This window comes from Pseudomonas sp. TWR2-1-1 (assembly GCF_049897045.1).
GTDB classification, from domain to species: domain Bacteria; phylum Pseudomonadota; class Gammaproteobacteria; order Pseudomonadales; family Pseudomonadaceae; genus Aquipseudomonas; species Aquipseudomonas versuta.
Genome location: NZ_JAFCVM010000002.1, coordinates 398,959 through 421,711 on the forward strand (window position 1 = coordinate 398,959; position 22,753 = coordinate 421,711).

19 protein-coding genes are annotated in these 22,753 nt (G+C 56.1%); all 19 read right to left on the minus strand.

Annotation, left to right across the window (positions count from 1 at the left end):
• Nucleotides 1-15 precede the first annotated feature (15 nt).
• The 19 genes from kdsA to tsf all read right to left on the minus strand — a co-directional run bounded on the left by kdsA (nt 16) and on the right by tsf (nt 22,575).
• A complete protein-coding gene (kdsA, locus tag ACP7BO_RS06790; RefSeq protein WP_060694718.1) occupies nt 16-861 on the minus strand; it encodes a 3-deoxy-8-phosphooctulonate synthase in 846 nt (281 codons plus the stop codon).
• 5 nt (nt 862-866) lie between these two features.
• Nucleotides 867-2,498, minus strand: coding sequence for a CTP synthase (locus ACP7BO_RS06795; RefSeq protein ID WP_060694720.1), 1,632 nt, complete (start codon nt 2,496-2,498; stop codon nt 867-869).
• A gap of 272 nt (nt 2,499-2,770) precedes the next feature.
• Complete coding sequence (tilS, locus tag ACP7BO_RS06800; protein WP_426209254.1) at nt 2,771-4,087, minus strand: tRNA lysidine(34) synthetase TilS; 1,317 nt, start codon at nt 4,085-4,087, stop codon at nt 2,771-2,773.
• Nucleotides 4,088-4,177: 90 nt separating this feature from the next.
• Nucleotides 4,178-5,125, minus strand: a complete 948-nt coding sequence (locus ACP7BO_RS06805; protein ID WP_060694724.1) for an acetyl-CoA carboxylase carboxyltransferase subunit alpha — start codon at nt 5,123-5,125, stop codon at nt 4,178-4,180.
• 184 nt (nt 5,126-5,309) lie between these two features.
• Entirely contained in the window at nt 5,310-8,831 is a 3,522-nt protein-coding gene (gene dnaE / locus ACP7BO_RS06810) for a DNA polymerase III subunit alpha (protein WP_426209256.1), read from the minus strand.
• Nucleotides 8,832-8,909: 78 nt separating this feature from the next.
• Nucleotides 8,910-9,533, minus strand: a complete 624-nt coding sequence (gene rnhB, locus ACP7BO_RS06815; RefSeq protein WP_060694729.1) for a ribonuclease HII — start codon at nt 9,531-9,533, stop codon at nt 8,910-8,912.
• 11 nt (nt 9,534-9,544) lie between these two features.
• Nucleotides 9,545-10,675 (minus strand): lipid-A-disaccharide synthase, encoded by a 1,131-nt coding sequence (gene lpxB, locus ACP7BO_RS06820; protein ID WP_426209258.1) that lies wholly within the window; start codon nt 10,673-10,675, stop codon nt 9,545-9,547.
• A gap of 2 nt (nt 10,676-10,677) precedes the next feature.
• The gene (gene lpxA / locus ACP7BO_RS06825) at nt 10,678-11,454 is read right to left on the minus strand and encodes an acyl-ACP--UDP-N-acetylglucosamine O-acyltransferase (protein ID WP_060694733.1); all 777 of its coding nucleotides are present in this window, start codon (nt 11,452-11,454) and stop codon (nt 10,678-10,680) included.
• A complete protein-coding gene (gene fabZ / locus ACP7BO_RS06830; protein ID WP_003440450.1) occupies nt 11,451-11,891 on the minus strand; it encodes a 3-hydroxyacyl-ACP dehydratase FabZ in 441 nt (146 codons plus the stop codon). Before fabZ ends, lpxA begins: the two co-directional genes overlap by 4 nt.
• A 109-nt stretch (nt 11,892-12,000) precedes the next feature.
• Complete coding sequence (lpxD, locus tag ACP7BO_RS06835) at nt 12,001-13,056, minus strand: UDP-3-O-(3-hydroxymyristoyl)glucosamine N-acyltransferase (protein WP_397454605.1); 1,056 nt, start codon at nt 13,054-13,056, stop codon at nt 12,001-12,003.
• Nucleotides 13,057-13,058: 2 nt separating this feature from the next.
• Entirely contained in the window at nt 13,059-13,562 is a 504-nt protein-coding gene (locus tag ACP7BO_RS06840) for an OmpH family outer membrane protein (RefSeq protein WP_060694737.1), read from the minus strand.
• A 45-nt stretch (nt 13,563-13,607) separates the two neighbouring features.
• Nucleotides 13,608-15,968 (minus strand): outer membrane protein assembly factor BamA, encoded by a 2,361-nt coding sequence (gene bamA, locus ACP7BO_RS06845; RefSeq protein WP_060694738.1) that lies wholly within the window; start codon nt 15,966-15,968, stop codon nt 13,608-13,610.
• Between the two features lie 75 nt (nt 15,969-16,043).
• The gene (gene rseP, locus ACP7BO_RS06850) at nt 16,044-17,396 is read right to left on the minus strand and encodes a sigma E protease regulator RseP (protein WP_397454606.1); all 1,353 of its coding nucleotides are present in this window, start codon (nt 17,394-17,396) and stop codon (nt 16,044-16,046) included.
• A gap of 44 nt (nt 17,397-17,440) precedes the next feature.
• Nucleotides 17,441-18,628 carry a 1-deoxy-D-xylulose-5-phosphate reductoisomerase gene (ispC, locus tag ACP7BO_RS06855; RefSeq protein ID WP_397454607.1) on the minus strand — a complete coding sequence of 396 codons (1,188 nt, stop codon included), beginning with the start codon at nt 18,626-18,628 and terminating at the stop codon, nt 17,441-17,443.
• Entirely contained in the window at nt 18,625-19,431 is an 807-nt protein-coding gene (locus ACP7BO_RS06860; RefSeq protein ID WP_397454608.1) for a phosphatidate cytidylyltransferase, read from the minus strand. Before ACP7BO_RS06860 ends, ispC begins: the two co-directional genes overlap by 4 nt.
• The gene (uppS, locus tag ACP7BO_RS06865; protein ID WP_073509627.1) at nt 19,431-20,186 is read right to left on the minus strand and encodes a polyprenyl diphosphate synthase; all 756 of its coding nucleotides are present in this window, start codon (nt 20,184-20,186) and stop codon (nt 19,431-19,433) included. Before uppS ends, ACP7BO_RS06860 begins: the two co-directional genes overlap by 1 nt.
• A gap of 15 nt (nt 20,187-20,201) precedes the next feature.
• Nucleotides 20,202-20,759, minus strand: coding sequence for a ribosome recycling factor (gene frr / locus ACP7BO_RS06870; RefSeq protein ID WP_426209264.1), 558 nt, complete (start codon nt 20,757-20,759; stop codon nt 20,202-20,204).
• Entirely contained in the window at nt 20,756-21,499 is a 744-nt protein-coding gene (gene pyrH / locus ACP7BO_RS06875; RefSeq protein ID WP_003440426.1) for a UMP kinase, read from the minus strand. Before pyrH ends, frr begins: the two co-directional genes overlap by 4 nt.
• Nucleotides 21,500-21,705: 206 nt before the next feature.
• On the minus strand, nt 21,706-22,575 hold the full coding sequence (tsf, locus tag ACP7BO_RS06880; RefSeq protein WP_060694748.1) for a translation elongation factor Ts: 870 nt from the start codon (nt 22,573-22,575) through the stop codon (nt 21,706-21,708).
• Nucleotides 22,576-22,753 lie beyond the last annotated feature (178 nt).

Sequence of the window (22,753 nt, forward strand, 5' to 3'; positions counted from 1 at the left end):
CCGGAGAAACGAGGGTTACGCGGTTTCTATTGTTGGAAAACTCTTGACCAACTCATCCAGCGACTTCAGTTGAGCCAGGAATGGCTCAAGCTTGTCCAGACGCAAGGCACAAGGGCCGTCGCATTTGGCATTGTCAGGATCCGGGTGTGCTTCAAGGAACAAACCGGCAAGGCTCTGGCTGATGCCAGCCTTGGCCAGATCCGTTACCTGGGCGCGGCGACCACCGGCAGAGTCCGAGCGACCACCGGGCATTTGCAGCGCGTGTGTCACGTCGAAAAATACCGGGTATTCGAACTGCTTCATGATGCCGAAGCCCAGCATGTCGACCACAAGGTTGTTGTAGCCAAAGCTGGAGCCGCGTTCACAGAGGATCAACTGATCGTTGCCCGCTTCTTCGCATTTGCTCAGGATGTGTTTCATTTCCTGAGGCGCAAGGAACTGGGCTTTTTTGATGTTGATCACGGCACCGGTTTTGGCCATGGCCACAACCAGATCAGTCTGACGCGACAGGAAAGCCGGCAACTGGATGATGTCGCAGACTTCGGCGACCACGGCTGCCTGCGCAGGCTCGTGGACGTCGGTAATCAGCGGCACACCAAAGGCGGCTTTTATGTCTTGAAAAATCCGCATGCCCTCTTCCAGGCCTGGGCCACGGTAAGAGCTGACAGAGGAGCGGTTGGCCTTGTCGAAACTGGCCTTGAATACGTAAGGGATACCGAGCTTTTCGGTAACACGCACGTACTCTTCACACACCTTCATGGCCATATCACGGCTTTCCAGCACGTTCATGCCACCGAACAAGACCATTGGCTTGTCGTTGGCAATTTCGATATTGCCTACACGGATTATCTTTTGCGCCATGCTGTTTATGCCTTCTTCTCGTGCTGCGTCAATGCTGCCTTGACGAAGCCTGTGAACAATGGATGGCCATCACGTGGCGTGGAGGTGAACTCCGGGTGGAACTGGCAAGCGACGAACCAAGGATGATCCGGTGCTTCAACCACTTCTACCAGCGCGCCGTCACCGGAGCGACCGGTTACTTTCAGGCCGGCTTCCATCAGTTGAGGCAGCAGGTTGTTGTTCACTTCATAGCGATGGCGATGACGCTCAACGATCACGTCCTTGGCATAGCAGTCGTGAACCAGAGAGCCGGCGGTAAGCTGGCAATCCTGCGCACCCAGACGCATGGTGCCGCCCAGATCCGAAGTCTCGGTACGGGTTTCAACAGCACCTGTGGCGTCTTCCCACTCAGTGATCAGGCCCACAACCGGGTGGCCGCTGTTGCGATCGAACTCGGTAGAGTTGGCGTCTTTCCAGCCCAGCACGTTACGTGCGAACTCGATAACGGCAACTTGCATGCCCAGGCAGATACCCAGGTATGGCACCTTGTTTTCGCGAGCATATTGAACCGCAGTGATCTTGCCTTCTACGCCGCGCAGACCGAAGCCGCCCGGAACCAGAATGGCATCGACACCTTCCAGCAGTTCAGTGCCTTTGTTTTCGATGTCTTCAGAATCGATATAACGCAGGTTGACCTTGGTACGGTTGGAAATACCGGCGTGGCTCATCGCTTCGATCAGCGACTTGTACGCGTCCAGCAGTTCCATGTACTTGCCGACCATGGCGATGGTGACTTCGTGCTCCGGATTGAGCTTGGCGTCGACCACTTGCTCCCATTCGGACAAGTCGGCGCTGTTGCACTCCAGACCGAAACGCTCAACGACAAAATCATCCAGACCCTGAGCGTGCAGCATGCCCGGGATACGGTAGATGGTGTCGGCGTCTTCCAGCGAAATCACCGCACGCTCTTCAACGTTGGTGAACAACGCGATTTTGCGGCGCGAAGAAATATCGACGTGGTGATCGGAACGGCAGATCAGAACATCTGGCTGCAGGCCGATGGAACGTAATTCTTTAACCGAGTGTTGCGTTGGTTTGGTTTTCGTTTCGCCAGCAGTGGCGATGTACGGAACCAGAGTCAGGTGCATCAGCATGGCGCGCTTGGCGCCTACTTCGATGCGCAACTGACGGATTGCCTCGAGGAACGGTTGCGACTCAATGTCACCCACAGTGCCGCCAATCTCAACCATCGCTACGTCGGCATCGCCGGCGCCCTTGATGATTCGACGCTTGATCTCGTCGGTGATGTGCGGAATTACCTGAATGGTTGCACCCAGGTAATCACCACGGCGCTCCTTGCGCAGGACGTGTTCGTAAACACGGCCCGTGGTGAAGTTGTTGTTCTGGGTCATGGTCGTGCGGATAAACCGCTCGTAATGACCCAAGTCCAGGTCGGTCTCGGCGCCGTCGTGTGTGACGAACACTTCACCGTGCTGGAACGGGCTCATGGTGCCCGGATCAACGTTGATGTAGGGGTCCAGCTTCAGCATGGTGACCTTAAGTCCCCGCGCCTCCAGGATGGCTGCCAATGAAGCCGAGGCAATGCCTTTCCCCAATGAAGAAACAACACCGCCCGTGACGAAGATGTAGCGCGTCATGAAAAACCCTAGAAGTCTGCGTTAAAGCGGTCAGAGCCGCCGGGGAAAGCGAAGGAAGGCCGAAGCCCCCAATCACCAGCATTAGTCACAGTGCACCTTTCGAAAAACTGCTGCGTTGAGACAGACCGATGGAAACCACCGGTTCGATACAAGCCACACATTTTTTTAAAATCGCCCAGCAAAGACTGCTTGGTAATCGGCAACATCTGCAATTCTGGTGAATCTACAGAAGTTGTATCAAGAAGGGAGCGTAGTCTACCGGAAACCCCCTTTCAGCTCAAACCTTGATCGCTCTTAGTTGGCAGCCACTGCAATTGCCAGCGTCCACAGGGGCTGCAGTCCAGTCCCGGGAGGTTTGCCACTGCCAATAATTGCTCATTTACGTACAGAAGCGGCAATCTGCCACGGGCAAACAATGGCAGCCCCTGTTCATTGAGCAGTCGCTTCAAGTCACGATGACCACGATTTTTCACCGCCATCACCTCGCCCCCCTGACGATAGCGCACTTGCAGCGAACCACCCGGCGCTTGCCCCGGCAATTGCAATTGACCGTTACCCGGCAATGCCAGTGGCAGAAGCGGATTATCCCATTGCACGGGAGCTATCGGCTGGCGCAGCCAGTCACCCGCCAGCCACCAGATTCTCCCGCCAGCACGGTGCAATTGGCCTTCGGCAAGTTTCCACACCGGCTGCGCATCGGCACGCGCATCACGCAAGGCATCCCAGCCGGCCCAATGATCGGTATCTGGCAATCGACCGAGGGCAGCCAACCAGTGACGCAAAGCGTTACGTTGACGGGCGGGAGAAAGGCTGGTGATCGGCGCAAGTTCCAAAGAGGGCAACCCTAGCCAGTCAAACTCGCTGACAGATCCCGCCTCCTGCAGATCCTGCCGGGCCAGTTCATCGAGCAAGCCTTGTGCCTCGGCACAGTGGGACGCGCTGCGGGCCATGCTGGCGGCGGCTTGCGGCCAGCGCCGGGTCAGCAGCGGAAAAATCTCATGGCGCAAATAATTTCGCGAAAAGTCGGTGCGGGCATTGGATGGATCTTCAATCCAGCTCAGGTTGTGCTCCTGCGCGTAGGCCTCCAGATGAGCGCGTGGAACATCCAGTAAAGGTCGACATAGATCGCCTTCGCCCAGACGACGCTGATGCGGCATCGCAGCCAGCCCGCTCACCCCGGCCCCGCGCAACAGACGAAACAGAAAGGTTTCGGCCTGATCATCGCGATGCTGGCCGGTAAGCAGCACTTCTTGCGCCTGGGTAAGCGCCACAAACGCCTGGTAGCGCGCATCACGCGCAGCGCGCTCAAGGCTTGCTCCGGCTTGCACGTGCACGCGCACAACCTGCAGCGGCACTCCAAGAGCATCACAGAGTGCCTGGCAATGAGCCGGCCACGCATCTGCCGCAGCCTGAAGACCATGATGGATATGGATGGCACTCAAAGGAGGCAGAGAATGGATTTGACGCAGTTGAGCGAGAAGATGCAGCAGCACGGTCGAATCAAGACCGCCGGAGAACGCTACATGCCAGGCCCTGGCATTGCGCCAGGGCTCGAGGGCTTTGAGAAGCTGGATTGAGAGGTTGGACATCGCACAATCCTGTAGGAGCGAGCCTGCTCGCGAGCGTTTCAACGCAGCGACGAAGAGCTCGCGAGCAAGCTCGCCCCTACAACGCTCCTGTCAGAGACCGTAGCTCATCAGGCGCTCATAGCGACGCTTGAGCAACGCTTCGTGATCCAGTTTTTTGAGCATGTCCAGCTGAGAAGCCAGCTCGGCACGAATCGAAGCGGAAGCCGCCACCGGATCACGGTGCGCGCCACCCAATGGCTCGGTGATGACCTTGTCAACAATGCCCAGACCTTTCAGGCGCTCGGCGGTAATGCCCATTGCTTCAGCAGCGTCCGGCGCTTTTTCGGCGGTTTTCCACAGAATCGATGCACAACCTTCCGGCGAAATCACCGCATAGGTCGAGTACTGCAGCATGTTCAACTGATCGCAGACGCCGATTGCCAATGCGCCGCCCGAACCACCTTCACCGATTACGGTGGCGATGATCGGGGTTTTGAGACGCGACATCACACGCAGGTTCCAGGCAATCGCTTCACTCTGGTTGCGCTCTTCAGCATCAATCCCGGGGTAAGCGCCTGGCGTGTCAATGAAAGTCAGGATCGGCATCTTGAACCGCTCGGCCATTTCCATCAGGCGGCAGGCCTTGCGGTAGCCTTCAGGACGCGGCATACCGAAGTTGCGACGTACCTTTTCACGTACTTCACGGCCCTTCTGGTGACCAATCACCATCACTGGCTGATCGTCCAGACGGGCAATACCGCCAACAATGGCAGCGTCGTCCGAGAAGTGACGGTCGCCGTGCAGCTCATCGAACTCGGTGAAGATGTGATCGATGTAGTCCAGCGTGTAAGGGCGGCGCGGGTGACGGGCCAGACGGGCAATCTGCCAGCTGGTCAGCTTGCCGAAAATATCTTCAGTCAGCGTTTTGCTTTTGTCTTGCAGACGAGAGATTTCATCGCTGATGTTCAGCGAATTGTCGTTACCAACCAAGCGCAACTCTTCGATTTTGGCTTGCAGGTCAGCAATCGGCTGTTCGAAATCAAGAAAATTCGGGTTCATAAGCATCCGTCTTGGGTCGGCGGCAAAGCATGCCAGAAGATTTAAAACCCAGCATTTGCTGGCGTTTTTAACCGAACTGGGGCAGCCGGTTGATCTGTATCGCGCCTACCTTAAGGGACAGGCGCTCTCAGGTCGAGATTAAAAATTCGGGTCGAGGTCAGGGCGCTTCTCGCACCCCTGACCGTCAACGGTATTGGAGGAAGACGTTGTCTCGCCCAAACTGGTCACGCAACGCTTGAATCAAGCTGTCAGCCGGATCAATTCTCCAGGTCTCGCCAAACTGCAGCGTCGCCCTGGCGCCCACACCGGTGTATTCCATAGTGATCGGGCACGCCCCGCGGTGTTTCTTGAACAAATCGCCCAGCCAGCGCAGTTGATCACCTTTAAGCGCGGACTGTGCAACTTTCAGACGCAGGCTCTCGGCCAGGCTGGTGCGGGCATCTTCCATGCTCATCACCCGCTTGACACGCAAACGCAACCCGCCGGAGAAGTCGTCATTGCTGACCTCACCTTCGACCACCACCATGGCATCGGTCTGCAACAGCGACTGCGCCGAATGGAACGCCTCGGCAAACAGCGATGCTTCAATCCGCCCCGACCGGTCGTCGAGGGTGATGAAGCCCATCTTGTCGCCTTTTTTGTTCTTCATGACCCGCAACGCGATGATCATGCCGGCGACGGTCTGGGTATCCCGGGCAGGCTTGAGATCAATGATGCGCTGGCGGGCAAAACGGCGAATTTCACCTTCATACTCGTCAATCGGGTGGCCGGTCAGGTACAGACCCAGAGTATCTTTCTCGCCTTTGAGACGCTCTTTAAGCGTCAGCTCTTTCGCTTTGCGATGATTGGCGTAGACATCGGCATCCGCCTCGACGAACAGGCCGCCAAACAGGTCGGCATGCCCGCTGTCGTGGGTGCGCGCGGTTTGTTCCGCAGCCTTGATCGCCTCTTCCATTGCAGCCAGCAATACCGCGCGGTTCTGGTCGATACTCGCCTGCCAGGCCTTGGGCTCATCATGGAAAAACGGCCCAAGACGGTCCAGCGCTCCGCTACGAATCAGACCATCGAGCGTTCGTTTGTTAATACGCTTGAGGTCGACCCGGGCGCAGAAATCGAACAAATCGGTGAACGGGCCGTCCTGGCGAGCTTCGGTGATAGCCTCTACCGGCCCCTCGCCTACGCCTTTGATGGCGCCCAGCCCGTAAATGATCCGGCCTTCGTCATTAACCGTGAACTTGAACTCCGAAGCATTCACATCCGGCGCGTCGAGACGCAGCTTCATGGTGCGAATTTCTTCGATCAAGGTCACGACCTTGTCGGTGTTGTGCATATCCGCCGACAGTACCGCAGCCATGAAGGGTGCCGGGTAATGGGTTTTCAGCCATGCCGTCTGGTACGACACCAGGCCATAGGCAGCAGAGTGGGATTTGTTAAAGCCATAACCGGCAAATTTCTCTACCAGGTCAAAAATGTTACCGGCAAGGTCGCCATCAATATTGTTGTTGGCACAACCTTCGATAAAGCCGCCGCGCTGCTTGGCCATTTCTTCGGGCTTTTTCTTACCCATGGCCCGACGCAGCATGTCAGCGCCGCCAAGGGTATAACCAGCCATGACCTGGGCAATCTGCATCACCTGTTCCTGATACAGGATGATGCCGTAGGTCGGGGCCAATACCGGCTTGAGGCCTTCGTACTGGTAGTCCGAGTGCGGATACGCCAGTTCGGCGCGACCGTGTTTACGGTTGATAAAGTCATCAACCATGCCTGACTGCAGCGGCCCTGGACGGAACAGGGCCACCAATGCAATCAAGTCTTCCAGGCAGTCGGGCTTGAGCTTTTTGATCAGCTCTTTCATGCCGCGCGACTCAAGCTGGAAGACCGCCGTGGTTTCAGCTTTCTGCAGCAGTTGATACGTCGGCTTGTCGTCCAGCGGGATGAAGGCGATATCCAGGGGTGGTTCATCCACCTTGGCGCGATCACGGTTGATGGTTTTCAGCGCCCAGTCGATGACCGTCAGGGTCCGCAGCCCCAGGAAGTCGAACTTCACCAGACCGGCAGACTCAACGTCGTCCTTGTCGAACTGGGTTACCAGGCCACCGCCCTCTTCGTCGCAATAAATCGGCGAAAAGTCGGTAAGTTTGGTCGGCGCGATGACCACACCACCCGCGTGCTTGCCGACGTTACGGACTACGCCCTCAAGCTTGCGGGCCATGTCCCAGATTTCAGCGGCTTCTTCATCGACCTTGATAAAGTCACGCAGGATTTCTTCCTGCTCATAAGCTTTTTCCAGGGTCATGCCGACTTCGAACGGAATCATCTTCGACAGTCGATCGGCCAAGCCGTAGGACTTGCCCTGCACCCGCGCCACGTCACGGATTACCGCCTTGGCAGCCATCGAACCAAAGGTAATGATCTGGCTTACTGCGTTGCGGCCATATTTTTCGGCCACATACTCAATGACCCGGTCCCGACCGTCCATGCAGAAGTCGACGTCGAAGTCGGGCATCGATACCCGTTCCGGGTTAAGGAATCGCTCGAACAGCAGGTCGTATTCCAGCGGATCAAGGTCAGTGATCTTCTGTACATAAGCCACCAGCGAGCCGGCACCCGACCCTCGACCCGGACCCACGGGCACGCCATTGCTTTTAGCCCACTGGATAAAGTCCATTACGATCAGGAAGTAGCCGGGAAACCCCATCTGGATGATGATATCCAGCTCGAAATTCAGCCGGTCGACATAAACCTGGCGCCTGGCGTCGTAATCTTCGGTGGTGTCTTTGGGCAACAGAACGCTGAGGCGATCTTCCAGGCCGTCAAAGGACACCTTGCGGAAATACTCATCGATGGTCATGCCATCGGGAATCGGGAAGTTGGGCAAAAAGTGTTTGCCCAGCTTCACTTCGATGTTGCAGCGCTTGGCGATTTCTACCGAGTTGGCCAGTGCTTCGGGCAAGTCACTGAACAGCTCGGCCATTTCTTCGGCGCTTTTCAGATACTGCTGATCGCTGTAGTTCTTGGAGCGGCGCGGGTCATCCAGCGCCCGGCCTTCACCGATGCATACACGGGTTTCGTGAGCTTCGAAGTCCTCTTGCTTGAGGAAACGCACATCGTTGGTCGCCACCAGCGGCGCGCCGACTGTTTCAGCCAGCGCCACTGCCGCGTGCAAGTGCTCTTCGTCATTGGGGCGTTTGGTGCGTTGAACCTCGAGATAGAACCGGTCCGGGAATACGGTCATCCATTCGCGGGCCAGAACCTCGGCCTCTTCAGTGTTGCCACTGATCAGTGCGATGCCAATTTCACCCTCTTTGGCTGACGAGAGCATGATCAGGCCTTCTGCAGCCTCGGCCACCCACTCGCGTTCAATGATGACCTGGCCGTTACGCTGGCCATCAATGAAGCCCCGGGAGATCAACTCGGTCAGATTGCGATAGCCGACACCGTTCATCGCCAGAAGACTGAGACGGCTCACCGGGTTCTCCGGATCCTTGTTCGACAGCCACAGGTCAGCGCCACAAATCGGCTTGATCCCGCCGCCCATGGCCGCTTTATAGAATTTGACCAACGAACACATGTTGTTCTGATCCGTCACCGCTACGGCAGGCATATTCATGCCGGCCAGGGTTTTGATCAGCGGTTTGATCCGCACCAGGCCATCGACCAGGGAGTATTCAGTGTGCAGGCGCAGGTGAACGAATGAAGCCGGCATGGTGATCCTGTCTATAAGCTTTGAGAAACAACAAGGCCCGGATTGTACCGGGCCTTGGCAAAAACATCAGCCTTGGGGCTAAATCTCGAGTGCCTCGCGGGCTTCCCATGCCCGACGCACCGGGCCAAACGAACGCCGATGAATCGGTGTAGGCCCAAGGCGCTCGAGCGCCTCAAGGTGTACCGCAGTCGGGTACCCTTTGTGCCCGCCGATGCCGTAGCCGGGATAGATCAGCTCAAAGGCTGCCATCTCGCGGTCACGACTGACTTTGGCTAGAATCGATGCCGCTGCAATCGCTGGCACCTTGCTGTCGCCTTTAACCACTGCCTCAGCGGGCATCGCCAGCTTGGGGCAACGGTTGCCATCGATCATGGCCAGCTTGGGCGTAATGCTCAGGCCTTCGACAGCACGCTGCATGGCCAGCATGGTGGCGTGCAAAATGTTCAGCTCGTCGATTTCCTCAACTTCAGCCCGGGCAATACACCAGCTAAGGGCTTTTTCGCAGATTTCGTCGTAGAGTTTTTCGCGACGAGCTTCGGTGAGCTTTTTCGAATCGTTGAGCCCTGCAATAGGGCGCGCAGGGTCGAGAATAACCGCGGCTGTCACTACCGCGCCGCACAACGGGCCGCGGCCCACCTCATCGACTCCGGCCACAAGGTCTTCGGCCAGATCGACCAGATTGAAATCCAGTCCGATTTGCATGGTTACTTTACTCATTTTGATTGCGCAATCAGATCCAGCACCGCTTTGGCGGCCTGATTGGAAGCGTCGAGACGCAATGTGCGGTGAATCTCGTCAAAGCCCCGGGTTTGTTCTTCGCCACCGTCCAGCAAGGGCAACAGCGTTTGCGCCAATGACTCTGGAGTCGCCGCATCCTGCAACAACTCAGGCACCAACATCCGTTGAGCCAGCAAGTTGGGCAATGACACGTAAGGGCTTTTGACCAGACGCTTGAGTATCCAGTAAGTCAGCCGTGCGAGGCGATAAGCCACCACCATCGGACGCTTGTACAACAGCGCTTCCAGGGTAGCCGTGCCAGATGCGATCAATACTGCATCACAGGCCGCCAGAGCCAAATGCGAGCGCCCATCGAGCAGGGTCAACGGCAAGTCGCGACCTGTCATCAACTGTTCAATTTGCTCCCGACGTGCAGCATTGGCGCAAGGCAAGACAAACCGTACATCGGGTCGTGCTTGGCGAATTTTTTGCGCAGCATCCAGAAACAAACCACCCAGTTTGCCCACTTCGCCACCGCGGCTGCCCGGCATTAACGCGACCAACGGCCCATCAGGCAAGCCCAACTCGGCTCGTGCAGCGGCCTTGTCGGCCTCAAGTGGAATCGTGTCTGCCAGGGAATGCCCGACGAAACGCACAGGCACGCCGTGCTCTTCATAGAACCTGGCCTCAAAAGGCAGCAACGTGAGCATCAAATCGCAACCTTCGCGAATTTTGAGCACGCGTTTCTGGCGCCACGCCCACACGGAGGGGCTAACGTAATGCACGGTCTTGATCCCGGCACGACGTAATTGAAGCTCGATATTGAGAGTGAAATCAGGCGCATCGATACCGATAAAGACGTCGGGTTTTTCTGCGATCAGGGTCTGAACCAGCAGCTTGCGGCGCTTGAGCAACTCGCGCAAACGACCCAGCACTTCCACCAGCCCCATTACCGACAAGCGCTCCATCGGGAAGTAAGAGGTCATACCCTCAGCTTCCATCAATGGACCACCAACGCCGATAAACTCGATATCAGAATGGTGGGCCTTGAGCGCCCGCATCAATCCTGAGCCCAGAATGTCGCCCGAAGCCTCTCCTGCCACCAGCGCGATACGCAATCTGGCCATGACTAGCGCGTAATGCCGCGAGTGGAGGATTGAATCGACTCGACAAACATTGCGACTTCCGGAAATTGCAGCGCGGGCTCAGCCAGTTCGGCAAGAGCCTGGTCTACGGTCAAACCCTGGCGATAGACCACTTTGTAAGCGCGACGCAATGCATGAATGGCATCTTCACTGAAACCACGACGGCGCATGCCTTCGAAGTTCATGCTGCGCGCTTGCGCGGGGCTGCCGAATACAGTCACGAACGCAGGAACATCCTTGCCAATCGCAGTGCCCATGCCTGAAAAGCTGTGCGCACCGATATGGCAGAATTGATGAACCAGAGTAAAACCTGAAAGGATTGCCCAATCACCCATATGTACATGGCCCGCCAATGCGGCGTTATTGACCAGAATGCAGTGATTGCCGATGACGCTGTCATGGCCGATGTGGGCATATGCCATGACCAGGTTGTGATCACCCAGGGTCGTTTCAGCACGATCCTGAATGGTCCCGCGATGAATGGTGACCCCTTCACGAATAACGTTGTGGTCACCGATCACCAGGCGGGTTTCTTCGCCTTTGTACTTCAGATCAGGTGTGTCCTCGCCTACCGAAGAAAACTGGTAGATGCGATTGTGTTTACCGATCCTGGTTGGGCCCTTGAGAATCACATGCGGCCCAATCACTGTCCCCTCGCCGATTTCCACACCTGCGCCGATGATCGACCATGGGCCGACCTCGACGTCGTCGGCCAGAATGGCCGTCGGATCGATGATTGCGCGAGGGTCAATCAAACTCATAGTTTGCGTTCCGCACAGATAATTTCAGCAGAGCAAACTGGCTTGCCATCAACCGATGCCTGGCACTCGAATTTCCAGATCTGACGCTTGCAGCTCAGAAACTTGGCTTCAAGGATCAACTGGTCACCCGGGGTCACCGGTTGACGGAAGCGCAGCTTGTCGGAGCCCACGAAATAGTAAAGCGTGCCGTCGGCAGGCTTCAGGTCGAGCATTTTGAAACCCAGAATGCCAGCAGCCTGAGCCATCGCCTCAATGATCAAAACGCCGGGCATGATCGGGTGCGCCGGGAAGTGACCGTTGAAGAAAGGTTCATTGATGCTGACATTCTTGTAGGCACGAATGCGCTTGTTCTCGATATCCAGATCCACCACCCGGTCCACCAGCAGGAACGGGTAACGGTGGGGCAGATATTCGCGAATCTCGTTGATGTCCATCATTTCGTGGGGAAGCCTGTAATAAAGATTGGGCGCGCGCGACTAAGGCGCGCTCCTCTAGCAAATCAAGGAAGCAAACCAGTGGCTATGCACACTTGATATGGAAAATGTATTAGCCCTCTGAAGAAGCTTTACCGCTTGGGGTCACTTCTCCAACGTGCTTTTCCAGATGTTTGAGCCGTCTGGCGATATCGTCCAGCTGACGGATACGTGCCGCACTCTTGCGCCATTCGGCCGCCGGTTGCATGGCGGTACCAGAAGAGTAGGCGCCGGGCTTGGTAATCGAGTGAGTCACCATCGTCATACCAGTCAAGAACACGTTGTCACAAATTTCAATGTGCCCTACTAGACCGACTCCACCCGCCAACATGCAGTGTTTGCCGATTTTAGTGCTACCGGAGATGCCCACGCAGGCAGCCATCGCCGTGTGGTCACCGACCTGAACGTTGTGCGCGATCTGTATCTGGTTATCCAGCTTGACGCCATTACCGAGCACCGTATCAGCCAGAGCACCGCGGTCGACGGCAGTGTTGACGCCAATTTCGACATCATCACCGATGGTTACACCACCAATCTGCGCGATCTTTTGCCAGATACCCTTCTCGTTGGCGAAACCAAAGCCTTCACCGCCCAGGACAGCACCTGACTGAATCACTACTCGCTTACCGATGCGTACGTCGTGATAAAGCGTTACCCGCGGAGCCAGCCAGCCGCCCTCACCGATTTCACAACGTGCCCCGATAAAGCACTGGGGACCGACCGTGACACCAGCAGCAATACGTACACCACTCTCAATCACTGCAAAAGCGCCAATGCTGGCCAGCGGATCAATCAAGGCATCAGCAGCAATGACTGCAGACGGATGAATGCCGGGAGCCGCCTTGGGCTTGGGATCGAACAAGTGGGAAATGCGGGCGTACGCCAGATAAGGATCAGGCACCAATAACGCATCACCGACATAATCCTCAGCATCGGCCGGCTTGAGCAGTACAGCTCCAGCATGGCAGTCGACAAGGAATTTTCGGTACTGGGGATTGGCCAGAAAGCTCAACTGAGCTGGGCCAGCCTCTTGTAAAGTGGCTAGCCCAGTAATTTCTTTCTCCGCGTTGCCACGCAAGGTGGCACCGAGGAACTCGGCCAATTGGCCGAGCTTTATAGTCGCAGTCATAATTACTTCAGCTGATTCATGCGCTCGATAACCTGGCGAGTGATGTCGTACTGAGGTTTGACATCAATTACAGCACCACGCTCGAACACCAGGTCAAAGTTGCCTTTCTTGATGACTTCTTCAACAGCGCTATCCAGTTTTGGCTTCAGCTGCTTCAGCATTTCACGGTCAGCAACTGCTTTGGCTTCGTTCAGCTCCTTGGACTGGAACTGGAAGTCGCGGGCCTTTTGCTTGAATTCAAGCTCCAGACGCTCACGCTCGCCCTGCTGCATTTTATCGCCGCCTTTTACCAGACGATCCTGAATACCCTTGGCGCTGCTTTCCAGGCTTTTGAGCTTGGTCAGTTGCGGGCCAAATTTCTTCTCGGCATCCACGGCATAACGCTTGGCCGCGTCGGATTCAAGCAACGCCATCTGATAGTTCAGTACGGCAATTTTCATGTCGGCAAAGGCCGGACCAGCTACCAGAAGCGAAGCCAGGAGAACCAATTGAGTCAACTTACGCACGATGCACCCCTAAAAAAACTGTTGTCTGTATCTAAAGTCAGGCTTTTAGAAAGTCTGGCCGAGGGAGAACTGGAAAACCTGAGTATCGGCGTTATCCGGTTTCTTGACCGGCATCGCCAAGCTGAAGCTTAGCGGGCCCAGTGCAGTCACCCAGGTCACACCGACACCGACAGAGCTGGCCAAATTGCTAAAGCCGATATCGCAATCCTTGGTCTCGCCCTTGCAGTTGGTGTCGAACACGTTACCCACATCCCAGAACACGGAGGTCCGCAGGGAACGCTGATCTTTGACGAACGGCATAGGGAACAGAACTTCGACGCCACCCTGGATCAGCACGTTACCACCGAATGGTAGAGGATCCTGATCCGGGTCAGCGATAGTACCCACGTTACCGGTCTTATCAAAACCACGGCTTGGGGTACTGCGAGGACCCAAAGCGCTGTCCTTGAAGCCACGTACCGAGTTGAAACCACCGGCGTAATAGTTCTCGTAGAACGGCAGACCTTCGGTCGAACCGTAACCGTCGCCATAGCCCAGCTCTGTGTGCAGACGCATGGTGTAGGTGTCGGTCAACGGCTGGAACAACTGGGCACGATAGTCCAGTTTATAGAACTGCAAGTCGCTGCCAGGAATGGTCGTCTCAAACACCAGGCTCTGCGAGCTGCCGCGTGTTGGCAGTACACCCTTGTTCAGAGTCGACTCGGACCAGCCTACGGACGCCTTGAAGTTGAGGTACTTGTCGCCTTCACGGTTTACGAAGTCAAAGATCTCGTCAACGGTGTACTGACCGGTACTGATTTCATCCTGCTGTACGGTCAGACCGTAGGTCAGACGCGAGGTGTCGCTGATCGGATAGCCCATGCTGACGCCTGCACCCAGGCTGTCCACGGAGTAGTTGGCTACGTCAACGTCCAGCTCTTTGTAGTCAGTGGTGCGGTAGAAAACGTTGTAGCCCAGGCTTACACCGTCTGCAGTCCAGTACGGGTCAACGTAGCTGAAGTTGTAGCGGCTCTGGTATTCACTGCGGGTCAGGCCGATGCTGACCTTGTTACCCGTACCCAGGAAGTTGTTCTGCGTGATCGAGCCACCCAGAATCAAACCTGCGCTCTGGGCAAAACCGACGCTGGCGGTGATCGAACCCGAAGCCTGCTCTTCTACGGCGTAGTTCACGTCAACCTGGTCGTCAGTGCCTGGCACTGCCGGAGTTTCAACGTTCACTTCCTTGAAGAAGCCCAGGCGCTCAAGGCGGACCTTGGACTGGTCAATCAGGTAAGTCGACGCCCAGCCACCTTCCATCTGACGCATTTCGCGACGCAGAACCACGTCTTCAGACTTGGTGTTGCCGCGGTAATTGATGCGGTTCACGTAAGCACGCTTGCCCGGATCAACCACAAACGTGATGGCCACAGTGTGGTCTTCAGGATTTGGCTGAGGCACACCGTTTACGTTTGCGAAGGTGTAGCCCTCGTTACCCAGACGACGCGTAATCAGCTCGGAGGTAGTGGTCATCAGCTTGCGCGAGAACACCTGACCCGGCTGGACCAGCAACAGCGACTTGATCTGATCTTCAGGAACCTTGAGGTCACCGCTCAGTTTCACTTCGCCGACGTTGTATTTTTCGCCTTCATTCACGTTGACGGTGATGTAGACGTTCTTTTTGTCAGGGGTGATCGATACCTGGGTCGAAGCGATATCCATATTGATATAGCCACGATCGAGGTAATAAGAGCGCAGACGCTCAAGGTCACCCGACAGTTTTTCACGCGCATACTTGTCGTCATTCTTGAAGAACGACAGCCAGTTGGTGGTTTTCAGTTCGAAGAGATCAACAAGATCTTCTTCCGGAAAGACGGTGTTGCCCACCACGTTGATGTGCTGGATAGCAGCAACCGTGCCTTCATTGATGTTGACCTTCAGGGCAACCCGGTTACGCGGTTCAGGCACCACTTCGGTGTCTACCGTCGCCGAGTAGCGGCCTTGGGCAACATATTGGCGTTGAAGCTCGTTGCGTACACCTTCAAGGGTTGCACGCTGGAAGATTTCACCTTCGGCCAGGCCCGACTGTTTGAGTCCCTTCATCAGGTCATCAGTGGAGATCGCCTTGTTACCGTCGATCGTGATGCTGGAGACGGAAGGACGTTCGACAACCGTAATGACAAGCACATTGCCATCACGACCCAGTTGGATATCCTGAAAGAACCCGGTTTTGAACAACGCACGAGTGGATTCCACCAAACGGCGGTCATCCGCTACTTCACCCACGTTCAGAGGCAACGCGCCAAACACACTACCGGCGGAAACCCGCTGCAGCCCGTTGACACGGATATCAGAGATAGTGAAGGACTCGGCGTGAACTTCGGCGATCATCAGTACGGCGAGAACCGCAGTTAGCAGCAGACGTTTCATGAAGTCCTTTCTTATTCCAACTGGCAATAAACAAACTGCCGCAAAATGCGGCAGATTCGCAATTCAGCGAAGTGTTTACAGACGTCCCAGATCGTTGACCAAGGCTAACAACATCACCCCGACCACCAAACTGATACCGATCTGCATCCCCCAACCCTGCACCCGATCCGACAAGGGACGACCACGCGCCCACTCAATCAGATAAAACAATAAATGCCCCCCATCCAGTACAGGGATGGGCAACAAGTTCAGAACCCCAAGGCTAATACTCAGATAAGCCAGGAAATTCAGGAAATCCGCGACACCCGACTGGGCAGAAGCGCCCGCCACTTTAGCAATGGTTATCGGTCCACTCAAGTTTTTTACCGAGAGCTCACCGAACAACATTTTCTTCAGTGAGTCGAGGGTCAATACACTCATGGTCCACGTACGCTTTGCACTCTCCCCAATTGCGGCGAGCGGGCCGTAGCTGACCTCGCGAATCATCTCCGGTGGCAAATCGACACCTTTGACCCCGGCCCCCAGATAACCTGTTGCAGCCTTGCCCTCACCGCGAGCTGCCAGGGTAACTGGAACATCAAGCGCAACCCCGTCGCGCTCGACATGCACCACAACACGGGCATCTGGCCGGACGCGAACCCAATCCACCACTTGCTGCCAGTCGTTGATGGCCTGATCGTTAATCGCCAACAGCTTGTCACCGGTTTTAAGTCCGGCAGCCTGTGCTGGGCCTTTCGGGTCAAGCTCTGCCAGAACCGCTGGCAACTCGGGGCGCCATGGGCGAATACCCAGTGACTTGATCGGGTCCGGCTCGGCAGCGGCCTTGAGCCAGTCATGCAGGATCAACTGATGCGAGGTCTCGACGTCCGAGCCCGGGCCGCGCACCGCGATCTGAATGGAACCACTTTCACCCAGGCGACGGACCAGTTGCAGATTTACGTTCGACCAGCCGACTGTTGGCTCACCATCTATGGAAACGATTTCCTGGCCTGCCACCAAACCTGCCTGGGCTGCCAGGCTGGCGCTTTCTACGGCACCAATGACAGGACGCACCTGCTGGCTGCCCATCATTGCCAGCACCCAGAAAAACGCCATCGCCAGCAAGAAGTTGGCAATTGGCCCGGCAGCAACAATGGCTATGCGCTGACCAACGGTCTTGCGATTGAAGGATTGATCCAGCTGATCGACCGGAACCTCGGCCTCGCGCTCGTCGAGCATTTTTACGTAGCCACCCAAAGGAATGGCTGCGATGACAAACTCGGTGCCCTGACGATCATGCCAGCGCAGCAAAGGCGTACCAAACCCCACGGAGAAGCGCAGAACCTTGACGCCGCAACGGCGCGCCACCCAAAAGTGACCGAATTCATGAAATGTGACCAGCACACCCAATGCCACCAGGGTGCCAACAATCATATAAAGCGCACTCATCTCGTTTCTCCGCGATCCTGTCCGGTTCCGGCAAGCACCACTTGTCAGCCGTTACGTTTCAACCACTGTTCTGCCCGCATCCGCGCCTTGGTGTCAGCGTCAAAGACTGCTTCCAGCTCGCTTACGGCAACCACCGGCTCACTGTTCAAAACATCTTCAATGATACGGGCGATCTGCGGGTAACGGATTCGGCCATCAAGAAAGGCCGCAACCGCTATTTCGTTTGCCGCGTTCAGCATGGCTGGCGCACTGTTGCCCGCCATGGCTGCTTCACGGGCCAGACGCAAGCAAGGGAAACGCTGCTCATCCGGGCGTTGAAAGTCAAGACGCGCAACCGCAAACAGATCCAGCGGTGCGACACCCGAATCAATACGCTCCGGCCAGGCCAAAGCATTTGAGATCGGGGTGCGCATATCCGGGTTACCCAGCTGAGCGAGCACCGAACCATCCACATAATCAACCAGTGAGTGGATCACGCTCTGCGGATGGATGACCACCTCAACCTGATCCGGCCTGGCATCAAACAGCCAGCAGGCCTCAATCAACTCCAGACCCTTGTTCATCATGCTGGCTGAGTCTACGGAAATCTTGCGCCCCATCGACCAGTTGGGATGAGCGCAAGCCTGATCCGGAGTAACGTGCTCCAGGTCTGCCAGCGGCGTTTGACGGAAAGGCCCGCCAGACGCGGTCAACAGAATCCGACGAACACCAACGGCACCCAGGCCACGCGCAAAATCCTGTGGCAAGCATTGGAAAATGGCGTTGTGCTCGCTATCTATGGGCAACAACACCGAACCACTGCGACGCACAGCCTGCATAAACAGGTCGCCCGTCATCACCAACGCTTCTTTATTCGCCAACAGGATTTTCTTGCCCGCATTCACGGCCGCCAGGGTCGGGCGCAGGCCCGCGGCACCGACAATCGCGGCCATGACCGAGTCAACCTCAGGCGCCGATGCGATCAGGCACAAGCCCTCCTCACCCACCAACACTTCGGTATCGAGCCCTGCAGAACGCAAGCCAGCCAGCAACTGGCTGGCTGAACGATCATCCGGCACCACTGCCACCTTCGGCCTGTGCACCACACACAACGCCAGCAGTTCGGCGAGACGGCTGTAACCGCTCAGCCCGAACACCTGATAGCGATCAGGGTGACGGGCAACAACATCCAGAGTACTCAGGCCAATGGAACCCGTAGCCCCCAGAACAGTAATCTGTTGTGGACGACTCATGACGCCGCCATCCACAGCAATACAGCAAATACAGGGATCGCCGCAGTCAGACTGTCAATGCGATCCAGAACACCGCCATGACCAGGCAGCAGGTTACTGCTGTCCTTGATCCCGGACTGGCGCTTGAACATGCTTTCCGTGAGGTCACCCACCACCGAAATCAATACGATCACGGCTGCACCCACCAGCGCGGCAAACATCTCGGATGCACTCCAGCCGCGCACCACACCGACCACAGCAGTGATCAACAAGCTCAGCAACAAGCCGCCAAACACACCTTCCCAGCTTTTGCCCGGGCTGACTTTGGGTGCGAGCTTGCGCTTGCCGAATTTACGACCCGAGAAGTAAGCACCGATATCCGCGCCCCACACCAGAACCATCACTGCCATGATCAGCCAGTTACCCAGCGCCATTGCCTTGATCAGCACCAGACCCTGCCAGGCCGGCAGCAGGATCAACAGACCGATGACCAGCTTGGTCGCCGTTGTTGACCAATGCACCGACGATTGCGGAAAGGTCAGTACCAGATAAGTTGCCACCGCCCACCACAAGACCGAAGCACCCAGCACCCACGGTGCCAGATCAGGGAATAGGTGCAGGCCAAACAGCAGCACGGCCACGACCAAGGCAAAGGCCACACGCGCCGGCTGGGCTTCAAAGCCCGCCAGACGCGCCCATTCCCAGGCCCCGAGGGTTACAACCAGGCCAATGAACAGCGCGAAGCCGGCCCCCTCAAGCAGGAAAAAACCGCACAAGGCAATTGGCAGCAAGATAAGAGCAGTAATGATTCGTTGTTTAAGCATTAAACCCGGGCTCCAGCCTCAACCTGCTCGCTCGTTTTACCGAAACGTCGCTGGCGAGAAGCGAAATCAGCCAATGCATGACGCATGGCTTCGTGTTTGAAGTCCGGCCAGAACAGGTCGGAGAAGTACAACTCGGAATAGGCCAGCTGCCACAGCAAAAAATTGCTGATGCGATGCTCGCCACCGGTGCGGATACACAGATCCGGCAAAGGCAAATCACCCGTTACCAGGCAGGTTTGCAACAAGGCCGGGGTGATCTCTTCTGGCTGCAATTGCCCCGCCTGAACCTGACGAGCCAGTTGCTGCGCAGCCTGTGCGATGTCCCACTGACCACCATAGTTGGCAGCAATCTGCAGCACAAAGCGATCGGAGCCCACGGTCATTTCTTCCGCTTCACGCATCGCCTTCTGTAGATCGGGATGAAAGCGTGAGCGGTCGCCAATGATCCGCAGACTGATGTTGTTTTCATTGAGGCGCTTGGCCTCACGACGCAGTGCCCTGAAGAACAAATCCATCAAGGCACTGACTTCAGCTGCCGGGCGCTGCCAGTTTTCACTGGAAAACGCGAACAGCGTAAGCACCTCGACCTTGGCCTTGGCACATACTTCAATCACTGCACGAACTGCGTCCACTCCCGCTTTATGCCCGGCAACACCCGGCATAAAGCGTTTTTTCGCCCAGCGATTATTACCATCCATGATGATCGCGACGTGTCGCGGCACCGATGAAGGTTCAGCCTGCTTGGTCTTTTCCATAAAACGCCCAGACCCTTATACGGCCATCAGGTCCGCTTCTTTCTGCTTGGTGGCGGTTTCGATATCAGCTACTGCCTTGTCGGTCAGTTTCTGAATATCATCAGCGGCACGACGCTCTTCGTCTTCGCTGATTTCCTTTTCCTTGACCAGATCTTTCAACTGGCTCAGGGCATCGCGACGAATGTTACGCACGGCGATGCGGGCATCTTCAGCCGCGTCACGCGCCTGCTTGACGAACACCTTGCGGGTTTCTTCAGTCAGGGCAGGCATGGAGATCAGCAGCAATTCGCCCAGGTTGGTCGGATTGAGGTTCAGACCGGCGCTCTGGATTGCCTTGTCTACCGCGCCAAGCATATTGCGCTCGAACGCGACAACTTGCAGGGTACGGGAGTCTTTAACGGTAATGTTCGCTACCTGGCTGATCGGAGTATCCGAGCCGTAGTAAGGCACCATCACGCTGCCCAGGATGCTCGGGTGCGCCTTGCCGGTACGAATCTGGCCAAATGCGTGGGACAGAGACTCCAGCGATTTCTGCATGCGCGTTTGAGCGTCTTTTTTGATTTCGTTGATCATTGTTGACCTTCCTCGATCAGAGTGCCTTCAGCGCCGCCGTGGACAATATTCAGCAGGGCGCCGGGCTTGTTCATGTTAAATACACGCAATGGCATTTTGTGGTCGCGGCACAGGCAGATAGCCGTCAAATCCATTACACCCAGCTTGCGATCCAGCACTTCATCATAAGTCAGATGATCGAACTTCTCGGCATGCGGGTCTTTGAATGGATCTGCGGTATACACGCCGTCAACCTTGGTTGCCTTGAGCACCACATCTGCGTCAATTTCAATGGCACGCAAGCAAGCAGCCGAATCCGTCGTAAAGAACGGGTTACCGGTACCTGCTGCAAAAATCACCACGTCCTTGGCGTTCAGGTGGCGCATGGCCTTGCGACGATCGTAATGATCAGTCACACCCACCATGGAAATGGCCGACATTACGATGGCGGAGATATTCGCACGTTCCAGCGCGTCGCGCATGGCCAGGGCGTTCATCACGGTTGCCAGCATGCCCATATGGTCGCCTGTAACCCGATCCATACCTGCAGCACTCAGCGCAGCGCCACGGAACAGGTTGCCACCACCAATCACCAACCCTACCTGAACACCGATACCGACCAGTTGGCCGACTTCCAGTGCCATGCGGTCGAGTACCTTGGGGTCGATCCCGAACTCTTCAGAGCCCATCAGGGCTTCGCCGCTTAGCTTGAGTAGAATGCGTTTATAGCGAGCTTGATAACCACTGCCCTGCTGAGCCATTGCGAATCTCTCCTGCCGCGTTTTATAAAAAATCTGTGCGAGGCTGTTTACAGCCCGCGCTTACTCTAGCTTGGCACTGCACAGCAGCACCATCGGAACACTATTTTGTAAACCGGTTCCGCCGGGAAGGGAAAATACCTACCCATTTGAAAAGAGGCTGCGCGCGTGAGCGGGCAGCCTCTTCGGGTCGACAGTTTAGAACCGTCTTATTGCTTGCTTGCAGCCACTTGTGCAGCAACTTCAGCAGCGAAGTCATCAACTGGCTTCTCGATGCCGTCGCCTACTTTGAAGTAGGTGAAGGAAACGATTTCAGCGCCGGCTTTCTTGGCCAGTTCGCCGACCTTGATTTCCGGGTTCTTAACGAAAGCTTGTTCAACCAGGCTGGCTTCAGCCAGGAACTTGCTGATACGACCGGCAACCATTTTTTCAACGATTTCTGCTGGCTTGCCTTTGATCTTGTCTTCGTTGAGGCTCATGAACACGGCTTTTTCGCGTTCGATAGCGTCAGCGGAAACTTGCGATGGCAGCAGGAACTCAGGGTTGCTTGCAGCTACGTGCATGGCGATGTCACGTGCCAGCTCGGCGTTGCCGCCTTTGAGTGCAACCACAACACCGATTTTGTTGCCGTGCAGGTAAGCATCAACAACGTCACCTTCGATGCGGGCCAGGCGACGGATGTTTACGTTCTCGCCTACTTTACCAACCAGAACCAGACGATCAGCTTCTTGCGAAGCGATCAGCGGAGCTGCGTCGGTCAGCTTGTCAGCGAAAGCTTTTTCTACGCTGTCAGCAACGAATTTTTTGAAGTCGTCTTGCAGAGCCAAGAAGTCGGTTTGCGAGTTAACTTCAAGAATAACGGCAGATTTGCCATCTTCAGCAACTTTAACTGCGATAGCGCCTTCAGCAGCAACGTTGCCTGCTTTTTTGGCAGCCTTGATGGCGCCCGAAGCACGCATGTCATCAATGGCTTTTTCGATGTCGCCGCCAGCCTTGGTCAAGGCTTTCTTGCAATCCATCATGCCTTCGCCGGTACGCTCACGCAGTTCTTTAACCAACGCTGCAGTAATCTCTGCCATTTCAAAATTCCTCTTGGATAGGTTTTCAACCATTCCACCCGACCGAACGGGCGTTCAATTCGTGTGAAGCAGGCCTCGATGCAACCCTGTCAGCCACAATCTGAAACAGCAACGGCAGGGCAACTTCCAACAAATGGATTTCGAGGTGGCAAAAAGGGGGCCAAGCCCCCTTTTTGCG